The 16778-nt window shown below is 72.5% G+C and carries 18 protein-coding genes; 5 read left to right on the top strand and 13 right to left on the bottom strand.

The window, feature by feature from the left end; all coding sequences use genetic code 11:
• The 3 genes from GTY47_RS36860 to GTY47_RS36850 form a co-directional block, all read right to left on the bottom strand.
• Positions 1 to 528: CNNM domain-containing protein (locus tag GTY47_RS36860; protein WP_010041139.1), on the bottom strand; the 528-nt coding region annotated here is incomplete at its 3' end.
• Positions 525 to 1865, bottom strand: a complete 1341-nt coding sequence (locus tag GTY47_RS36855; protein WP_010041138.1) for a hemolysin family protein — start codon at positions 1863 to 1865, stop codon at positions 525 to 527. The genes GTY47_RS36860 and GTY47_RS36855, both read right to left, overlap by 4 nt.
• Before the next feature lie 156 nt (positions 1866 to 2021).
• Positions 2022 to 2912, bottom strand: a complete 891-nt coding sequence (locus tag GTY47_RS36850; RefSeq protein WP_010041137.1) for an MBL fold metallo-hydrolase — start codon at positions 2910 to 2912, stop codon at positions 2022 to 2024.
• 100 nt (positions 2913 to 3012) lie between these two features.
• On the opposite strand from GTY47_RS36850, the gene GTY47_RS36845 reads away from it, so the two are divergent.
• From GTY47_RS36845 to GTY47_RS36835, 3 genes are read left to right on the top strand one after another with little or no spacing between them, the layout of a single operon-like run.
• Positions 3013 to 3228, top strand: a complete 216-nt coding sequence (locus GTY47_RS36845) for a hypothetical protein (protein WP_010041136.1) — start codon at positions 3013 to 3015, stop codon at positions 3226 to 3228.
• Entirely contained in the window at positions 3215 to 4606 is a 1392-nt protein-coding gene (locus GTY47_RS36840; RefSeq protein WP_010041132.1) for an Asp-tRNA(Asn)/Glu-tRNA(Gln) amidotransferase GatCAB subunit A, read from the top strand. Before GTY47_RS36845 ends, GTY47_RS36840 begins: the two co-directional genes overlap by 14 nt.
• Before the next feature lie 58 nt (positions 4607 to 4664).
• The gene (locus tag GTY47_RS36835) at positions 4665 to 5243 is read left to right on the top strand and encodes a TetR/AcrR family transcriptional regulator (RefSeq protein WP_010041130.1); all 579 of its coding nucleotides are present in this window, start codon (positions 4665 to 4667) and stop codon (positions 5241 to 5243) included.
• Here the strand turns inward: GTY47_RS36835 and GTY47_RS36830 are convergent.
• The 4 genes from GTY47_RS36830 to GTY47_RS36815 are packed head-to-tail and all read right to left on the bottom strand — an operon-like array spanning position 5197 to position 10065.
• Positions 5197 to 5658 carry a GNAT family N-acetyltransferase gene (locus GTY47_RS36830; RefSeq protein WP_010041128.1) on the bottom strand — a complete coding sequence of 154 codons (462 nt, stop codon included), beginning with the start codon at positions 5656 to 5658 and terminating at the stop codon, positions 5197 to 5199. The genes GTY47_RS36835 and GTY47_RS36830 overlap by 47 nt on opposite strands.
• 55 nt (positions 5659 to 5713) lie before the next feature.
• Positions 5714 to 6607, bottom strand: a complete 894-nt coding sequence (locus tag GTY47_RS36825; protein ID WP_010041126.1) for a TIGR03621 family F420-dependent LLM class oxidoreductase — start codon at positions 6605 to 6607, stop codon at positions 5714 to 5716.
• Between the two features lie 46 nt (positions 6608 to 6653).
• The gene (locus tag GTY47_RS36820; protein WP_010041124.1) at positions 6654 to 9221 is read right to left on the bottom strand and encodes an FtsX-like permease family protein; all 2568 of its coding nucleotides are present in this window, start codon (positions 9219 to 9221) and stop codon (positions 6654 to 6656) included.
• Positions 9222 to 9225: 4 nt separating this feature from the next.
• On the bottom strand, positions 9226 to 10065 hold the full coding sequence (locus GTY47_RS36815; protein ID WP_050810254.1) for an ABC transporter ATP-binding protein: 840 nt from the start codon (positions 10063 to 10065) through the stop codon (positions 9226 to 9228).
• A gap of 135 nt (positions 10066 to 10200) precedes the next feature.
• Here GTY47_RS36815 and GTY47_RS36810 point away from each other — a divergent pair, with 135 nt between their 5' ends.
• Together GTY47_RS36810 and GTY47_RS36805 are read left to right on the top strand one after the other, a co-directional pair.
• Complete coding sequence (locus GTY47_RS36810) at positions 10201 to 10476, top strand: hypothetical protein (RefSeq protein WP_010041119.1); 276 nt, start codon at positions 10201 to 10203, stop codon at positions 10474 to 10476.
• Positions 10477 to 10480: 4 nt separating this feature from the next.
• The gene (locus tag GTY47_RS36805) at positions 10481 to 10855 is read left to right on the top strand and encodes a hypothetical protein (protein ID WP_010041116.1); all 375 of its coding nucleotides are present in this window, start codon (positions 10481 to 10483) and stop codon (positions 10853 to 10855) included.
• Positions 10856 to 10863: 8 nt separating this feature from the next.
• On the opposite strand, the gene GTY47_RS36800 is transcribed toward GTY47_RS36805, so the two are convergent.
• The 6 genes from GTY47_RS36800 to bioB all read right to left on the bottom strand — a co-directional run bounded on the left by GTY47_RS36800 (position 10864) and on the right by bioB (position 16746).
• Positions 10864 to 11547: a methyltransferase domain-containing protein gene (locus GTY47_RS36800; protein WP_010041114.1), complete on the bottom strand. Its 684-nt coding sequence runs from the start codon at positions 11545 to 11547 to the stop codon at positions 10864 to 10866.
• Between the two features lie 81 nt (positions 11548 to 11628).
• On the bottom strand, positions 11629 to 12558 hold the full coding sequence (locus tag GTY47_RS36795) for an endonuclease/exonuclease/phosphatase family protein (protein ID WP_010041113.1): 930 nt from the start codon (positions 12556 to 12558) through the stop codon (positions 11629 to 11631).
• Between the two features lie 9 nt (positions 12559 to 12567).
• Entirely contained in the window at positions 12568 to 13491 is a 924-nt protein-coding gene (bla, locus tag GTY47_RS36790; RefSeq protein WP_010041111.1) for a class A beta-lactamase, read from the bottom strand.
• A 61-nt stretch (positions 13492 to 13552) separates the two neighbouring features.
• Positions 13553 to 14278, bottom strand: a complete 726-nt coding sequence (bioD, locus tag GTY47_RS36785) for a dethiobiotin synthase (protein ID WP_010041108.1) — start codon at positions 14276 to 14278, stop codon at positions 13553 to 13555.
• A gap of 1 nt (position 14279) precedes the next feature.
• Positions 14280 to 15560, bottom strand: a complete 1281-nt coding sequence (locus GTY47_RS36780; RefSeq protein WP_010041106.1) for an adenosylmethionine--8-amino-7-oxononanoate transaminase — start codon at positions 15558 to 15560, stop codon at positions 14280 to 14282.
• Entirely contained in the window at positions 15553 to 16746 is a 1194-nt protein-coding gene (gene bioB, locus GTY47_RS36775; protein ID WP_010041104.1) for a biotin synthase BioB, read from the bottom strand. Before bioB ends, GTY47_RS36780 begins: the two co-directional genes overlap by 8 nt.
• Positions 16747 to 16778 lie beyond the last annotated feature (32 nt).

Raw genomic sequence — 16778 nt, 5'->3', positions numbered from 1 at the left:
GGCCACCTCCTCCCGCGCCTCCACGCGCAGCAGCTTCAGCAGGGCGTTGGCGAAGGCGTTCACCGTGAAGATCACCGGGCGCAGTGCCCGGGACAGCGTCACCAGGGGCGGGCCGAGCGTCAGCGCGCTGCGCACCGGCTCGGCGAGCGCGATGTTCTTCGGCACCATCTCGCCGAGCAGCATGTGCAGATACGTGGCCAGGGTCAGCGCGATCACGAAGGACACCGCGTGCCCCGCGCCCTCGGGCACGCCCACCGCGTGGAACACCGGCTCCAGCAGGTGCGCGATCGCCGGCTCGGCCACCACACCGAGCACCAGCGTGCACAGCGTGATGCCGAGCTGCGCGGCGGCCATCAGCGCGGACACGTGCTCCAGGCCCCACAGCACGCTCTTGGCGCGCCGGTCGCCCCGGTCGGCGTAGGGCTCGATCTGGCTGCGGCGCACCGAGATCAGCGCGAACTCGGCGCCGACGAAGAAGGCGTTGACGACGAGCGTCGCCAGACCGATCAGCAGCTGGACGGCGGTCACAGCTCTGCTCCCTTCTCGTCGGGCTTCTCGTCGTCGAGGGGCGCTCGCAGCCGGACCCGGGCGGCCCGGCGGCCCGTGGCGTCCAGCACCTCCATCCGCCAGCCGGCGACCTCGAGGGTGTCACCGGCGGCCGGAATCCGGCCGAGCACCGTCGCCACCAGCCCGGCGAGCGTCTCGTACGGCCCTTCCGGCGCGCGCAGCCCGACGCGTTCGAGGTGGTCCACGCGCGCGGAGCCGTCGGCCGAGTACAGGGCGTGGCCGGCCTCGTCGGTGCCGGCCGGTGCGAGGTCGGGCAGCTCGTGCGGATCGTGCTCGTCGCGCACCTCGCCGACGACCTCCTCGACGATGTCCTCCAGGGTGGCCACGCCCGCCGTGCCGCCGTACTCGTCGATCACGACGGCCATCGTGCGCTTGCCGGAGAGCCGGTCCAGCAGCCGGTCGACGGTGAGGGTCTCCGGGACCAGCAGCGGCTCGCGCATCAGCTCGGAGACGAAGATCCGGGTCCGGCGCTCCGCGGGGACCGTCAGCACGTCCTTGACGTGCGCCGTCCCGACGACCGAGTCGAGGGTGTCGCGGTAGACGGGGAACCGGGACAGGCCGGTCGCCCGGGTCGCGTTCGCCACGTCCTCCAGGGTCGCCTGCACCTCCAGGGCGACGACCTGCACCCGGGGCGTCATCACGTTCTCCGCGGTCAGGTCGGCGAGGTTCAGCGTCCGTACGAACAGCTCGGCTGTGTCGGCCTCCAGGACGCCTTCCTTGGCGGAGTGCCGGGCGAGCGCCGCCAGCTCCTGCGGCCCGCGCGCCGACGCCAGCTCCTCGGCGGGCTCCACACCGATCCGGCGCACGACCCGGTTCGCCGTGTTGTTGAGGTGTGTGATGAACGGCCGGAACGCGGCGCTGAACCAGCGCTGGGCGTTGCCCACCGTCTTGGCGACCGTCAGCGGCGACGAGATCGCCCAGTTCTTGGGCACCAGCTCGCCGACGACCATCAGGAACACCGTCGACACAGCCGTGCCCAGCACCAGCGCCAGGCTGTGCGACGCCGACCGTGAGATGCCGACGTCCTCCAGCGGCCCGGCGATCAGCGCGGCGATCGACGGCTCGGCGAGCATGCCGACGACCAGGTTCGTGACGGTGATGCCGAGCTGCGCCCCGGAGAGCTGGAAGGTCAGGTTCCGTACGGCCTTCAGCGCGCCCTGCGCGCCGCGCTCGCCGCGCGCCACCGCCTGTTCCAGCTCGGCGCGCTCGACCGTGGTGAGGGAGAACTCGGCCGCCACGAAGGCGCCGCAGGCGATCGAGAGCAGGATCGCCGCGAGGAGAAGGAGGACTTCGGTCATCGGTTCACCCCCGTTCCATGGTTCTCCAGGACGGGGCGGAACGCGCGGTGCCGCGCACGAGGAGGCTCGCCCATGGGCGGACGCTCACAATCTTTCATGCGGAACCGAGTGGCCATCCAAGGGTAAAGGATGGGCAAAGTCCTTCGGTCGGGCTGCTCAGCGGGAGTCGGCGGGGACCGGAGAGAGCCGGTAGGCGCCCTCGTGGGTGACGACGCGGCCGGCGGTGGGCGGTGCGAAGTGGGTGCCCAGGAGCAGGGTGTCCGTCCCGGCGAGCGTGCCGAGCAGCTCGCGGCGCGAGGCCTCGGACCGTCCGGGGTCGATGTCGACACAGGCGCCGATGCCCGGGTGGGCGAGCTGGACGGGGTGGTGGACGCAGTCGCCGGTGATCAGTGCCGTCCGTCCGCGGCTGGTCAGTTCTACGGCGACATGGCCGGGGGTGTGTCCGGGTGTCGGGACCAGGCGCAGCCCCGGGGCGACTTCGAGGCCCTCGGCGGGGACGTCGAGGAGGTCGAGCAGCCCCGCCTCCTCCACCGGGACCACGGAGTCACGGAACATCTGCCGGCGCGCCTCGTCCATGTCGTACCCGGTCCAGAACTCCCGCTCGGTGCGGGAGGTCAGGTAGCGGGCGTTCGGGAAGGTGGGCACCCACTCGCCGTTCACCTCCCGGGTGTTCCAGCCGACGTGGTCGGCGTGCAGGTGGGTGAGGATCACCAGGTCGACGGAGTCCGGGGGGTACCCGGCGTCGGTGAGGCGCTGGAGGTAGTCGGTGTCGAGGTCGTGCCAGGCGGGATTGGTCCGCTCCTTGCCGTTGCCGATGCCGGTGTCCACCAGGACCCGCAGCCCGCCGACAGTGAAGGCGAAGCTGTGGCTGTCGGCGCGCAGGACGCCTTCGTCGTCGGCGAAGTGGGGGCGCAGCCAGTCCTGGCCGGCGACGACGTCGGGCGTGGCGTCGGGCAGCAGCCACGCTCCGGTGGCAGGTGGCAGAGGAATTTCGTCGATGCGGTGGACGGTGATGTCGCCCACGGTCCAGGAAGCGGGTGTGGTCACTGGTCCTCCTCGGGACGCACTTAACGCAATCCGTTTGCGTTAAGGAGACCCTAGGTCCTAGAGTCCACTAACGCAAACCATTGGCTTTTAAGGGGAACCGATGTCCCATCCCGAACTCACGCCGCCCGAAGCGGCCCACTGGGCCCACCGCGCCGGGCTCGTACTGCCCGCCGACCGTCACGCAGCGGTCGCGGCCACCGCCGACCACATCCACTCCGTCGTGGCGGTCCTGAGGGAGCTGGACTTCGGGGACACCCCGCCCGGCCCCGCCTACCACGTGGCAACGGCGGGGGAGGCGCACGATGCAGCCGTATGAACTGACGCTCTCGGCCGCCGCCGACGCGATCCGGGCACATCAGCTGTCCCCGGTCGAGCTGGCCGACTCCGTACTGGAGCGCATCGAGCAGGTGGAGCCGACCCTCCGGGCCTACGTCACCGTCGACGCCGAGCGCACGCTCCAGGCCGCGCGCCGAGCCGAGAAGGACATCGCGGCCGGTCGCCGTCGCGGTCCGCTGCACGGCATACCGATGGGCCTGAAGGATTTGATCGATGTCGCCGGTACGACCACGTCCGCCAGTTCCCGGGTAAGGTCCGACCACCGCGCGCGGACCGACAGCACCGTCGCGGCACGCCTGTCGGCGGCAGGAGCGGTCCTGGTCGGCAAGACCCACACCCACGAGTTCGCCTACGGGCTGACCACCCCGCAGACCCACAACGCCTGGGACCCCGGCCGGATCGCCGGCGGCTCCAGCGGCGGATCAGCCGTCGCCGTCGCCGCAGGCACCGCCACCTTCGCCCTGGGCACCGACACCGGCGGATCCATCCGAGTGCCCGCCGCGCTGAACGGGGTCGTCGGCCTCAAGCCGACCTATGGCCTCGTCCCGCGCCACGGCGTCACGTCCCTGTCCTGGTCACTGGACCACGTCGGCCCGATCACCCGCACCGCCGAGGACGCGGCCCTGGTGCTCGCGGCCCTGGCCGGCCACGATCCCCGCGACCCGGCATCCCTGACCGCACCCCCGGCGTCCTACCGCCCGGGCCCCGGCACGGATCTGACCGGACTGCGGATCGGTGTGCCGCGCACCTATTACTTCGACCACGTCGACGCGGAGGTGGAAGCCGCCGTCCGAAGCGTGATCGACCGGCTCCAGGCGCTCGGTGCCGGCCTCGTCGACGTCGGGATCCCCATGACCCGCTACATCAAGGCCACCCAGTGGGGCCTGATGGTGCCCGAGGCCACCGCCTACCACGAGAGAAGCCTGCGCACGGTCCCGGAGCTCTACCAGGACGACATCCGGCTCCTCCTGGAAGCCGGTGAACTGATGCCCGCCGGGGACTACCTGCGCGCGCAACGCTCCCGCGCCCTCATGCGGGAGGAATGGGCGCGCATGCTGCGGGAGGTCGACCTGATCGCCGCCCCCGCCGTGCCGATGACCGCCGTCGCGGCCGGTCAGGAGACGGTCACCTGGGCCGACGGCACCGTCGAGGGCGTCTCCGACGCCTATGTGCGGCTTTCGGCCCCGGCCAACATCACCGGCGTGCCGTCCCTGTCCGTACCGGTCGGTCACGACACGGCGGGGCTGCCGATCGGCATGCAGCTCCTCGGGCCGCCGCTCGGGGAGAGCCTGCTGCTGCGGGTCGGGCACGCCTACGAACAGACCCGGCCCGTCCGCGATCTCGCCCCCGCGGCCTGAGGGAGCACCGCGCTAGAAGCAATGCGTTCGCTTTAAGGTGGGTTCCGTGAGCAGACAGATGGTGCGCCCCGGCGGGCGCAGCGCCCGGGTCCAGGCAGCGGTGCACGCCGCCGTGCGCGAACTCGCCTCGGAGGTCGGCCGGGACGCCCTGACCGTGCCGATGGTCGCCCAGCGCGCGGGCGTGACGCCGTCGACGATCTACCGTCGCTGGGGAGACATGCAGGTGCTGCTGTCGGACGTGGCGGTCGAGCGGCTGCGGCCCGACACCGCACCCGGGGACCACGGCGCCCTGTCGTCCGACCTGACCGCCTGGGCGGAGCAGTTCCTCGACGAGATGGCCTCGCCCACCGGCCGCGCCTACATCCGCGACGCCCTGCTCGGCGACCCGGACGGCGGCAACGCCGGCCAGTGCTCCGCCTACGCCGCCGAGCAGATCGACGTCATCGTCCGTCGCGCGTCCGAGCGGGGGGAGCCGGCACCCGGCGTCGACACGGTCATCGACCGGGTCGTCGCGCCCATGATGTACCGCATCCTGTTCCGCCCGGACGGCCTCGACGTCGCCTACGCCCACCGGCTCGTGGCAGGACTCCTCAGCCCGAACAGTCCGGCCGAGCAGCCGAGCACACCTGGTCGGTGAGCGGCTTCACCCAGCGCCGCCACTGCTCCTCCGGTCCGTACCCGGCGGCACCCCATGCCTGATGCGCGGTCTCGTTGCGCGTGAGGACCATCGCGTCCGCGCGCCGCCCGCCGAGCCGTACGAACCGCTCCTCGGCCGCGGCGAGCAGCGCGGAGGCGATGCCCTGGCGGCGGTGGTCCGGATGCACGGCCAGCCGGTAGAGGTGGCAGCGCCAGCCGTCGAACCCCGCGATCACAGTGCCTGCCAACTCGCCGCCGCGCTCCGCGAGGATCAGGGCCTCGGGGTCGCGCGCGACGAGCCGCTCCACGCCACCGCTGTCGTCACTGATGCTCGTGCCCTCGGCGGCCACCTTCCAGAAGGCCAGCACGGTGTCGAGGTCCTCGGGCGTCGCGGCCCGGATGTGCAGCTCGGTCATACGGTGATCACATCACGCACGGTCACCCGGTGCGCAAGATTTCAACATGCGGACATCAGGCCCCACGCACCCGCTCCATGACCGGCGCGAACGCCTCCATGTAGGGCTCCAGCACCGTCAGATACGTGAAGCCGTAGCGCTCGCGCCGGGCCAGGACCTGCTCGGTGAGTTCGTCCAGGGTGCCGATCAGGGAGATCGGGAGCTCCAGCACCTGATCCACCGTCATGTCCGGGACCAGTTCGAGGAACGGCTGAACCGCGGCCTCGCGGTCCTCGGTGCCGATCACCATCTGGAGGAGCAGGTTCAGCTCGGGCGGCTCCTCGCGGTGGTCCTCCACGAACTTCAGGTAGCGCGCCACGCGTTCGTCGAGCTCGTCCGCGGTGATCGGCGTCAACTGCCCGGTGGTGCTGCCCTGTGCCGTGCGCGCCCCGGTGAACGCCGCGATGTCGGCGTGCTCGGCGCTCAGCCGCAGCATCCGGTCGCCGTTCCCGCCGATCAGCAGCGGCACCCGCGGCCGCTGCGCCGCCCGCGGCTGGTGCTCGTCCGAGCCCAGCAGCCGCTTCAGCTCCTCGACCGTGCGCCGCAGATGGTCCACCCGCTCGCCCGGCGAGCCGAAGGGCAGTCCGGCCGTCTCGTGCTCCGCCCGTACGTAGCCGGTGCCCAGCCCGAGCTCCAGCCGGCCGCCCGTCAGCGCGTCCGTCGTGGCCACCTCGCGGGCCAGCAGTGTCGGGTTCCAGAAGCCCGCGTTGAGCGTGAAGGTGCCGAGCCTCGGCCGCTCGGTGGCCTCGGCCGCCGCCACCAGCGCCGGGAAGGGCGCCGGCATGCCCAGATGGTCGGGGACGAGGATCACGTCGTACCCGAGCTCCTCGGCCCGGCGGCACTTGGCGCGCCACTCCTCGGCCGACGCCGGTTCGAGCAGGTTGACCCCGAAGCGGAACGGACGCGACATGAACTCTCCTCACGCAAAGCCGACTTGAGTACCCGCCGCGATTCCATCACTCGTGCGCGATGGCCGCCAGTACGTTCATGCGGGAGGCACGCAACGCCGGGAGCAGCGCCGCCACGACCCCCACCACGGCCGAGCCGATCACCACCGCGACGATCGTGGTCCACGGGATCGCGAGGGCCGTCATGCCCTGGAGGGCCAGCACCTCGTGGGTGCACACGCCCCACACCAGACCCAGCGCGAGCCCCAGGACGGCCCCGAACACCGCGATCACCACCGACTCCAGCCGGATCATCCGGCGCAGCTGCCGACGCGCCAGCCCGATCGCCCGCAGCAGCCCGATCTCCCGGGTGCGCTCGACGACCGACAGCGCGAGGGTGTTGACCACGCCGAGCACGGCGATGATGATCGCCAGACCGAGCAGCGCGTACACGAGGTACAGCAGAACGGCGATCTGGTCGTGCACCAGCTGCTTGTAGTCGGCCAGGTCCCTCACCTGCACCTGGGGGTAGGGGTCCAGGGTCCGCTCCAGGCGCGCGCGCAGCTCGTCGCCGCTCGTGCCCGGGGCGGCGTTGACGTACAGCGCGGAGTCCTGCCCGCCCGGCGCGTACCGCTCCAGGGTGGCGAGGCCGAAGTAGAGCCCGCCCTGCGTGCCGAACCCCTCGGCGGAGTCCTGGTCGGTGAGGGCGCCGACCGTCAGTTCGGCCCTGCGCCCGCCCGGGAACTCCACCGGGAGCCTGCTGCCCACCGTCACGTCGTGGTCGCGTGCGAAGTCCCGGTCCATGGCGAGGCGCCCGTCCGCGAGCGCGGCCGCCGAGTCCCCTTGTGCGTACGTGATGTTGGCGACCTCGTCGAGCCGCGGATCGTACCCCGCGGCGGTCGTCTCCACGCGGTCGCCGTCCGGGAGCCGTACCCCGACCGGCGTGAACCGCCCCCGCACGACGAGGCCCGCGCCCTCGGTGCCGCGCACCTTGCCGGTGACCTCCTCCGGGAACGGCAGGAAGTTGGAGTTCTGGATCACGAAGTCGGCGCCCAGCGTCTTGTCGATCTGCTGGTCGAACGACCTGGTCATCGAGGCGCTCGCCACCGACATCCCGCCGACCAGGGCGAGGCCCACCATTAGGGCGGCGGCGGTGGCCCCGGTGCGGCGCGGATTGCGCAGGGCGTTGCGCTGGCTCATCCGGCCGATCGACCCGAACAGCGCGGGGAAGGCCGCGCCGAGCACACGGATCACCGGGCGCACCAGCAGCGGCCCCGCGATCACGGTCGCGATCAGGGTGAGCACGACACCGAGCCCCAGCAGCGACGCCGCCGACGACGTCCGCTCCGACACCACGCATCCCACGAGCGCCGCCGCACCGGCCGCCCCGACGACCGCGCCCGCCACCGCACGCAGCCGCAGCGGCCGGCCCACCCCGGCGACCTCGGCGTCCGAGAGCGCGGCCATCGGCGAGACCCCGGCGGCCCGCCGCGCCGGGAGGTACGCGGCGACGAAGGTGACCCCGAGACCGACGACGTACGCCGTCACGGGCGTCACCCAGCCGATGACCATCTCGCCGGCGTCGATGTTCATGCCGAGCAGGCCCATGAGCTCGATGAGCCCGGCCGCGAGCCCGACGCCGGCGGCGAGTCCCAGCGTGGAGCCGACCAGTCCGAGCAGGAGGGCCTCGGTGAGCACCGAGCGGCGGACCTGGCGCCGGTCGGCGCCGAGGGCGCGCAGCAGTCCCAGCTCGCGGGTGCGCTGGGCGATGAGCATGGAGAAGGTGTTGACGATCAGGAACACGCCCACCAGCACGGCGATCCCGGCGAAGCCGACCATCACGTACTTGATGACGTCGAGGAATCCGCCCAGCTGCTCGACGTCCGACTTCGCCTGCTCGTCGGCGGTCCTGAAGGCGTAGGTGTGCGCGCCGAGCGCGGCGGCCACGCGCTGTTTGAGCTGCTCGTCGCTGACACCTTCGGCGGCGTCGACCGAGATGCTGGTGGCGGCCCGCGGGCTGTCCAGCAGTTTCGTCTGCGCGGTGGGGGTGTCGAGGAAGACCAGCGCGGCGCCGGGGTTGGTGGTCGTGAACGTGGCGATGCCGACGACCCGGACCTCGAACGACCCGGGCGGCGCGATCACGGTGAGGGTGTCGCCGATGCGCACGTCCTTGCGGTCGGCGGTCTCCGAGTCGAGCAGCGCCTGCCCGTCGCCGCGCGGGGCGTGACCGGAGGTGAGTTCCACGGGGCTGCGCTCGTTCGGGTTCCAGGCGGTGCCGAGCGTGGGAGCGCCGGTGGTCGGACCGACCGGTTCGTCGTCCTCGTCGACGACGGTGAGGCCCTGCACGTCCACCTCGGCGCGTGCCGCCGCGACCCCGTCGACCTGCCGCACGCGTTCGGCGAGCGCGGCCGGCAGGGTGGCCGTCCGGCCGGAGGGCACGGCCTCGTCGAGGTCCTCCTTCGGGCTGATGGTCACATCGGCCGCGGTGGAGGCGAACAGCCGGTCGAACGTACGGCTGACGGTGTCCGAGAAGATCAGACTGCCCGTGACGAACGCGACGGACAGCAGGACGGCGAGTGCCGAGAGCAGCAGCCGCCCCTTGTGCGCGAGGAAGCTCCTCAGGGTCGCCTTGAGCACGGGATCAGTGCTCCCCGGCGGACGGGGCGCCGTCGGGCCCCGCGGCGGGCGGCGCGTCCTCGGGGCGGGCGCGGATCACGTCGAAGCGCTTCATGCGCTCCAGCACGGTCTCCGCGGTCGGTCGCCGCATCTCGTCGACGATCCGGCCGTCCCCGAGGAAGAGCACCAGGTCGGAGTGGGCGGCGGCGCCCGGATCGTGGGTGACCATGACGACGGTCTGCCCGAGCTGGTCCACCGCCTCGCGCAGGAAGCCGAGCACCTCCAGTCCGGCGCGCGAGTCGAGGTTCCCGGTCGGCTCGTCCGCGAAGATCAGCTCGGGGCGGGAGGCCAGCGCACGCGCACAGGCCACGCGCTGCTGCTGGCCGCCGGAGAGCTGCGACGGCCGGTGCCCGAGCCGGTCCCGCAGGCCCAGCGTGTCGATCACCTGGTCCAGCCACTTCTCGTCGGGCTTCTTGCCCGCGATGTCCATGGGCAGGGTGATGTTCTCCAGCGCGTTCAGGGTCGGGATGAGGTTGAACGACTGGAACATGAACCCGATCCGGTCGCGGCGCAGCCGCGTCAGCTCGCGCTCCTTCAGGCCCGTGATCTCCGTGTCGCCGAGCCACACCTGGCCGCCCGAGACGGTGTCGAGCCCCGCCAGGCAGTGCATCAGCGTGGACTTCCCGGAGCCCGACGGTCCCATCACCGCGGTGAACCGGCCGCTGACGATGTCGACGTCCACCGCGTCGAGCGCGAGCACGGTCGTCTCGCCCGAGCCGTACGCCTTGGTCAGGCCGCGGGCCCGGGCCGCGATCCCGTCGGCCGACGCGAGGCCGGGGACGTGTTCCGCAGCAGGTGTGGACAAGGCCGCCTCCTCGTGGTGGACGTCGGACTGCGTCACCTTGCCCGAGGGTAATGTGACGCGGCCCACACTCGGTATCCTCCTCGGGTCGGAGTCCCGCCCTTGCTGGTGCTAGCGCCTGCGCGCTAGCTTCGAGGTATGGCGAAGACCCAACTGAACGTGCGAGTCGACGAGGGCACCGCCCGAGCCGCCCGCGAACGCGCCCTGGCCCGCGGCATGAGCGTCAACCGCTACATCGAGGAGCTGGTCAGACAGGACACCGGCGAGGTGGGCCACACGTTCGTGGAGGCCGCCGCCGACTTCATGAAGCAGTACGAGTCCGTCTTCGCCGAGGAGTTCGACGGGGGTGCCCCCGCTCGAGCGAAGCCGAGAGTGGGGGAGGACCGCGAGGGCGCGCGCGAAGGTCGCCACTGAACCCTTGAACAACCTCGAGATCGACCTCGCCTGGCTGCTGATGCTCGCCGAGCAGAAGACCCCGGGAGACCCCCAGGTCACCGACTGGGGAGCCCTCGTCGCCGCCGTCGCCCGCCACCAGGCCGCCATCTTCGACGTCCCCGTCTACGACAGCCCGCACGCCCGCGCCGCCGCGCTGCTCCAGCTCCTGATCCACGTCCCCGCGCTGGAACGCTCCAACGCCCTGTTCGCCTCCGCCGTCGCCTACGCGTACCTCGTCGCCAGCGGCGCCAAGGTCGTCACCTCACCCGAGCAGGTCCGCGACCTCGCCCGGCTGGTCAAGAGCGGCGAGGCATCCGTGCGGGACATCGAACAGGAGCTGCGCCAGTGGAGCCTGTGACCCGGTGACTACGTACCGACCGGACGCCACGCCGTGCCCAGCACGCAGTACGAGGTGGGCAGCGTCGGCCCCTCCTCCGGCATCATCACCTGCCGGTACGGGCCGAGTTCGAACCCGGCGTCCCGCAGCGCCCGCACCGGCTCCCGCGCCAGGTGGCAGCCCCCGTTCAGCACCGGCCACACCGTCCGGTCCAGCGCACGCTGGCTGACGGTCATCACCCGGCCGCCGCCCCGGCCGTGCTCGAAGAACCGCACCTCACCACCCGGCCGCAACACCCGCCGCAGCTCCGCCAGCGCCCGGGGCACGTCCCGCACACTGCACAGCACCAGCGACACCACGGCCGCGTCGAAGCCCTCGCTCTTGACCGGCAGCGCCTCGGCCGCACCCGGCACCACGTCCACCGGCACCTCCGCCCGCAGCGCCGCCTCCACGGCCAGCTGCCGCAGCCGCCGCTCCGGCTCGATGGCCACGACCTCCGAGACGGTGCCCGGGTAGTGCGCGAAGTTCAGCCCGTTGCCCGCGCCGATCTCGATCACCCGCCCGGACAGCCCGCCGAGCAACCTCTCGCGGACTCTGCCCATGCCCATCCGGGTCTCGGCGGTGACACTGATCCGGGCGTAGTAACGGGCGAACAGCGGATGGTGCACGGCATCCCGTGACACCTTGCCGGAGCGGGCGGACCGGAGCGGCATGAGAGACCTCCTGACGAGGCGGGCCTTACGGCGATTGTCCCCAGGAAACGCCCGGGGCACCCCTGCCCGACGGCGAGCCGCCTACCGCAGACGCACGCGAGCCAGCACCGGCAGATGGTCGCTCCCGGTCGAGCCCAGCGCCGACACCCGTGTCACCTCGGCGCCCCTCCCGAGCACCTGGTCGATCCTGGCCACCGGCAGGGAGGCCGGCCAGCTGAACGCGAACCCCGAGGCCGGGGCGTCGAGCCGGGAGGTGAGCGGACCGAGCCCCCGGTCCCGCACCGTGCCGTTGAGGTCGCCCACCACCAGGAGCCGGCCGGCCGGGTCGTCCGCGATCCGGGCCCCGAGCAGCGCCGCGCTCTCGTCGCGGGCCGCCGAGGCGAACCCCGTCGGACCCAGCCGGACCGACGGCAGATGGACGACGTACACCGCGACCTTCCCACCGGGCGCGGACACGGTGGCCCGCAGACCGCGCCGCCAGCTCCCCGGGAAGCCCTCGGGCCGGATGTCCACGGGCCGTACGCCGGAGAGGGGATGGGCCGACCAGAGCCCGACCGTGCCGTGGACCGCCCGGTGCGGGTGGGAGGCGCCCAGGACGTCCTCGAACACCGGGCGCCCCGCGGTCGTCAGCTCCTGCACGGCCACCAGATCCGCGCGAGTGGCGCGCAGCGCCCGCGCGGTGCCCGCCGGGTCGGCGTTGTCGTCGGCCACGTTGTGCTGGACGACGGTCAGGTCGTACGACTCGGGCGGCGAGGAGAACCACAGCCCGCCGAACATCCAGAGCCAGACCGCGACGGGCACCAGGCAGGCGAGCAGTCCCGCCACCGACCGCCTGAGCACGGCGAGGCAGCCGAGGGGAGGCACGGCCACGCCCAGCCACGGCAGGAACGTCTCCAGGAGGCTCCCGAGCCGCCCGAACCCGTTGGGCACGGCGGAGTGCAGGGCCAGCAGACCGGCGACACCGGCGGCGCCCCCGACGAGCCAGGCGTCCCAAGGCCGTACGCCTCCCACTCGCACTCCCTACCCGAGTTCAGCCGCCAGCAACGCGGCCGTCCTGGCCACCAGCGCGTTGTCGGCCGGGGCGTCCCGCTCGGGCTGCATCGTCAGCACGGACAGCACGATCGGCGTGCCGTCGGGCGGCCAGGTGATGCCCACGTCGTGGGCGCCGCCGTACTCCGGCTGGCCGGTCTTGTCGGCGAGAAGCCATTCCGGGGGAAGGCCCTTGCGGAACTTCTCGGTACTGGTGGTGTTGCGCAGCAGCCAGTCCGTGAGCCGTGCCCGGTCCCGGGGCTCCAGCACGTCGCCGAGCACGAGACGGGCGTAGGACAGGCCGATCGCGCGGGGAGACGTCGTATCGGTCACGCGCCACGGTTCCGCGCTGTTCAGGTCCGGCTCCCACCGGTCGAGCCGGGTGACACCGTCACCGATCGAACGGGCGAAGCGCGTGACGGCGGTCGGTCCGCCCAGCTCCTTCAGCAGCAGGTTGCCCGCGGCGTTGTCACTGAAGCGGATGGTCGCGTCGCACAGTTCGCCGACGGTCATGCCGGTCGCGAGGTTCTCCTGGGTGACGGGGGAGTAGCCCGACTTCGTCACGCAGTCCTGGGTGTAGTGGATCCGCCTGGCCAGGAACTCGCCGTCGCGGTCGAGGTCACGCAGGACGGCCGCGGCGGCGAGCGTCTTGAACACCGAGGCGATCGGGAAGCGTTCACCGGCCCGGTACGCCACCGTCCGGCCCGTACGCATGTTCCGCGCGTACACACCCAGCCGGGCGGTGTGCTCCCGCTCCAGTTCCCTCAGCCGTGCGGTGACGCCGCCCGTACCGGGTAAGGCGTGGGCCGTGCCGGCGCCCAGCGAGAGAGCGGCGGCGGCGCCCAGCGTCAGGGCCGTGCGCCGGGACGGGCGCGGGTGTGTGGTGTGCACGGTGTTCCCTTCGAAGGTGATCACGTACGTAGTCCAACACGCGATCACGTCCGCGCCGGTTCTCACCGGGCGCCCGCCGGAACCCTCAGAACGCCGGAGGCGCCTCCCGCACCTGGAACGCCTCCGCGTCCCACGTACCGTCCAGGCGCGGTGCCAGCCAGTGCGGCGCGGCCGCCCGGAAGGCGGCGGGGGACAGGGCCCCCGACCCGGCGGGAACGGAGCCCAGCAGCGGAGCCCCGGCCACGTCCGGCAGGTCCGCGACATTGCAGCGCGAGGCGAGGTCCGGCGCGGCGGGCCAGCTCCCGATCACGATCCCCGCCAGGTCCAGCCCCCGGGAGCGGAGCTCACGCGCCGTCAGCTCCGTCGTGTTCAGGGTGCCGAGCCCCGCCGACGCCACGACCAGCACCGGCGCCGACAGCAGCCGGGCCGCGTCCGCCAGGGTGCCGCCGGCCGGGTCGAACCGTACGAGCAGTCCGCCCGCGCCCTCGACCAGCACCAGATCGTGTTCGGTGGCCAGCTTGGCGGCGGCCTCCGCGACCTCGTGCGGGTGCACGGGGGCGCGACCGGCCCGGCGGGCGGCCGTGGCGGGCGCCAACGGCTCGGGATAGCGGGCGATTTCCGCCGCCGTCACGGCACCCGCGAGCCGCGCGACCTCGGCGGCGTCCCCAGGCTCGTCCGGCCGTACTCCCGTCTGCGCGGCCTTCAGCACGGCCACCGAACGGCCGGCCGCCAGCGCCGTCGCGGCCACCGCGGCGGTCACGACAGTCTTGCCGACCTCCGTGCCCGTGCCCGTGATCACCAGTACCGGCATGTCATCCCTCCCGTGCCGCCGCGCACACCGCCCGCGCGATCCGCGCCACGTCCGCGTCGCCCGTGACGTACGGCGGCATGGTGTAGATCAGATCGCGGAACGGCCGCAGCCACACGCCCTCGCGTACGGCCGCCCGCGTTGCCGCCGTCATGTCCACGGCATGATCCAGCTGCACGACGCCGATGGCGCCGAGCACCCGCACGTCCTGGACGCCAGGCAGCTCCGCGGCCGCCGCGAGCCCGTCCCGCAGCCCCGTCTCGATCCGCTTGACCTCCGTGCGCCAGTCCTGGCCGAGCAGCAGCTCGATCGAGGCGCAGGCCACCGCCGCCGCCAGCGGATTGCCCATGAACGTCGGGCCGTGCGCGAGCACCGGCACCTCGCCGCGCGAGATGCCGTCGGCCACCCGCGGCGTGCACAGCGCCGCCGCCATGGTCAGATAGCCGCCGGTCAGCGCCTTGCCCACGCACATCACGTCCGGCGTCACGGCCGCGTGGTCCGCCGCGAACAGCGCGCCCGTACGGCCGAAGCCGGTCGCGATCTCGTCGAACACCAGCAGCACGTCGTGCGCGTCGCACGCCTCGCGCAGCACCCGCAGATAGGCGGGGGAGTGGAACCGCATCCCACCCGCGCCCTGCACCACAGGCTCCACGATCACCGCGGCCAGCTCGTCGGCATGCCGCTCGATCGACGCGCGCAGCAGTTCGGCGTACGACTCCTCGTACTCGACCGGAGGCGGACCGACGAACACCTGACGGGGCAGTACCCCGGTCCACAGCTCGTGCATCCCGCCCTCGGGATCGCACACCGACATCGGCTGCCAGGTGTCGCCGTGGTATCCGCCGCGCCAGGTCAGCAGCCGCTGCTTGCGGGGGCGGCCCAGCGAGCGCCAGTACTGGAGGCACATCTTGACCGCGACCTCGACCGACACGGACCCGGAGTCGGCGAGGAACACATGCTCCAGACCCTCGGGCGACATGTCGACAAGGAGCTTCGCCAGCCGCACGGCGGGCTCGTGCGTGAGCCCGCCGAACATCACGTGGCTCATCCGCTCCAGTTGCCCGCGCGCCGCCTCGTTCAGCACCGGGTGGTTGTAGCCGTGGATCGCCGACCACCAGGACGCCATGCCGTCGACCAGCTCGCCCGAGCCGTCGGCGAGCCGCAGCCGCACCCCGCTCGCCGACTCCACGACGAGCGGTTCCTGCCGGCCGGGCATCGGGCCGTACGGATGCCACACGTGCCGCCGGTCGAGCTCCAGCAGTTCGGGCACCGTCAGCTCAGGCATTGGGCGCGAGGTCCGTTCCGGCGCCCCGGCGGCGGACGGCGACCAGGTCGGTGCGGGGCTCCGCGGCCGTACGGGGCTCGGCTGCCGTACGGGGCTCGGAGGACTCCGGGGCGGCAGCGGAACCGCAGACTCCGCCGCCCTCGGAACCGCAGACCCCGCCGCCGTCGTGGCAGCCGCCGGCCGCGCGGTGCTCCGGCAGCGTCACCTGGTCGGTGCCCTCCACCTCGAACCCGGCGTCCGCGATCATCTCCAGGTCGGCCTTGCCCGCCTGGCCCTCGCTGGTGAGGTAGTCGCCGAGGAAGATCGAGTTGGCCAGGTGCAGGGCGAGCGGCTGCATCGTGCGCAGATGGACCTCGCGCCCGCCCGCGATCCGCACCTCGACGTCCGGGCACACGAACCGCGTCATGGCCAGGATCCGCAGGCACCGCTGCGGGGTCAGGTTCCACTCCTTGCCGAGCGGGGTGCCCTCGAACGGGATCAGGAAGTTGACCGGAACCGAGTCCGGGTCCAGCTCGCGCAGCGAGAAGACGACGTCGACCAGGTCCTCGTCCGACTCGCCCATGCCGGCGATCAGCCCGGAGCAGGCGGACAGCCCTGCCGCATGGGCCTTCTCGACGGTGTCCACGCGGTCGGCGTAGGTGTGGGTGGTCGTGATCTCCCCGTACGTCGCCTCGGACGTGTTGAGGTTGTGGTTGTAGGCGTCGGCGCCCGCCTCGCGCAGCCGCTCGGCCTGTCCGTCGGAGAGCAGCCCGAGGCACGCGCACACCTCGACGCCCTCGTTGTTCTCCTTGATGGCCTTGATCGTCTCGGAGACCCGGTCCACGTCCCGGTCGGTCGGGCCGCGCCCGCTGGCCACCAGGCACACCCGCTTGGCGCCTCCGGCGACCCCGGCGGCGGCCGCATCGGAGGCCTGGTCGGGTTTGAGCCAGGTGTACTTCAGGATCCCGGTCCGGGAGCCGAGTCGCTGCGAACAGTAGGAGCAGTCCTCGGGACACAGGCCGGACTTCAGGTTGACGAGATAGTTGAGTTTCACCCGCCGGCCGAACCAGTGCCGGCGCACCTTCCCGGCCGCGGCCACCACATCGAGCAGGTCGTCGTCGGACGTGGCGAGGACGGCCAGCGCCTCTTCGCGGGTCGGCAGTTCGCGCCGAAGCCCCTTGTCCACCAGCGTGTTCAGCAGGTCCATGGGAGCCGATCCTGTCGTACGGAGCCGCCCGC

It is taken from the genome of Streptomyces sp. SID5464 (assembly GCF_009862985.1).
Lineage (GTDB): Bacteria > Actinomycetota > Actinomycetes > Streptomycetales > Streptomycetaceae > Streptomyces > Streptomyces chartreusis_D.
Note: the sequence above shows the minus strand (reverse complement) of the source record. Positions and strands in the feature narration are given on the sequence as shown.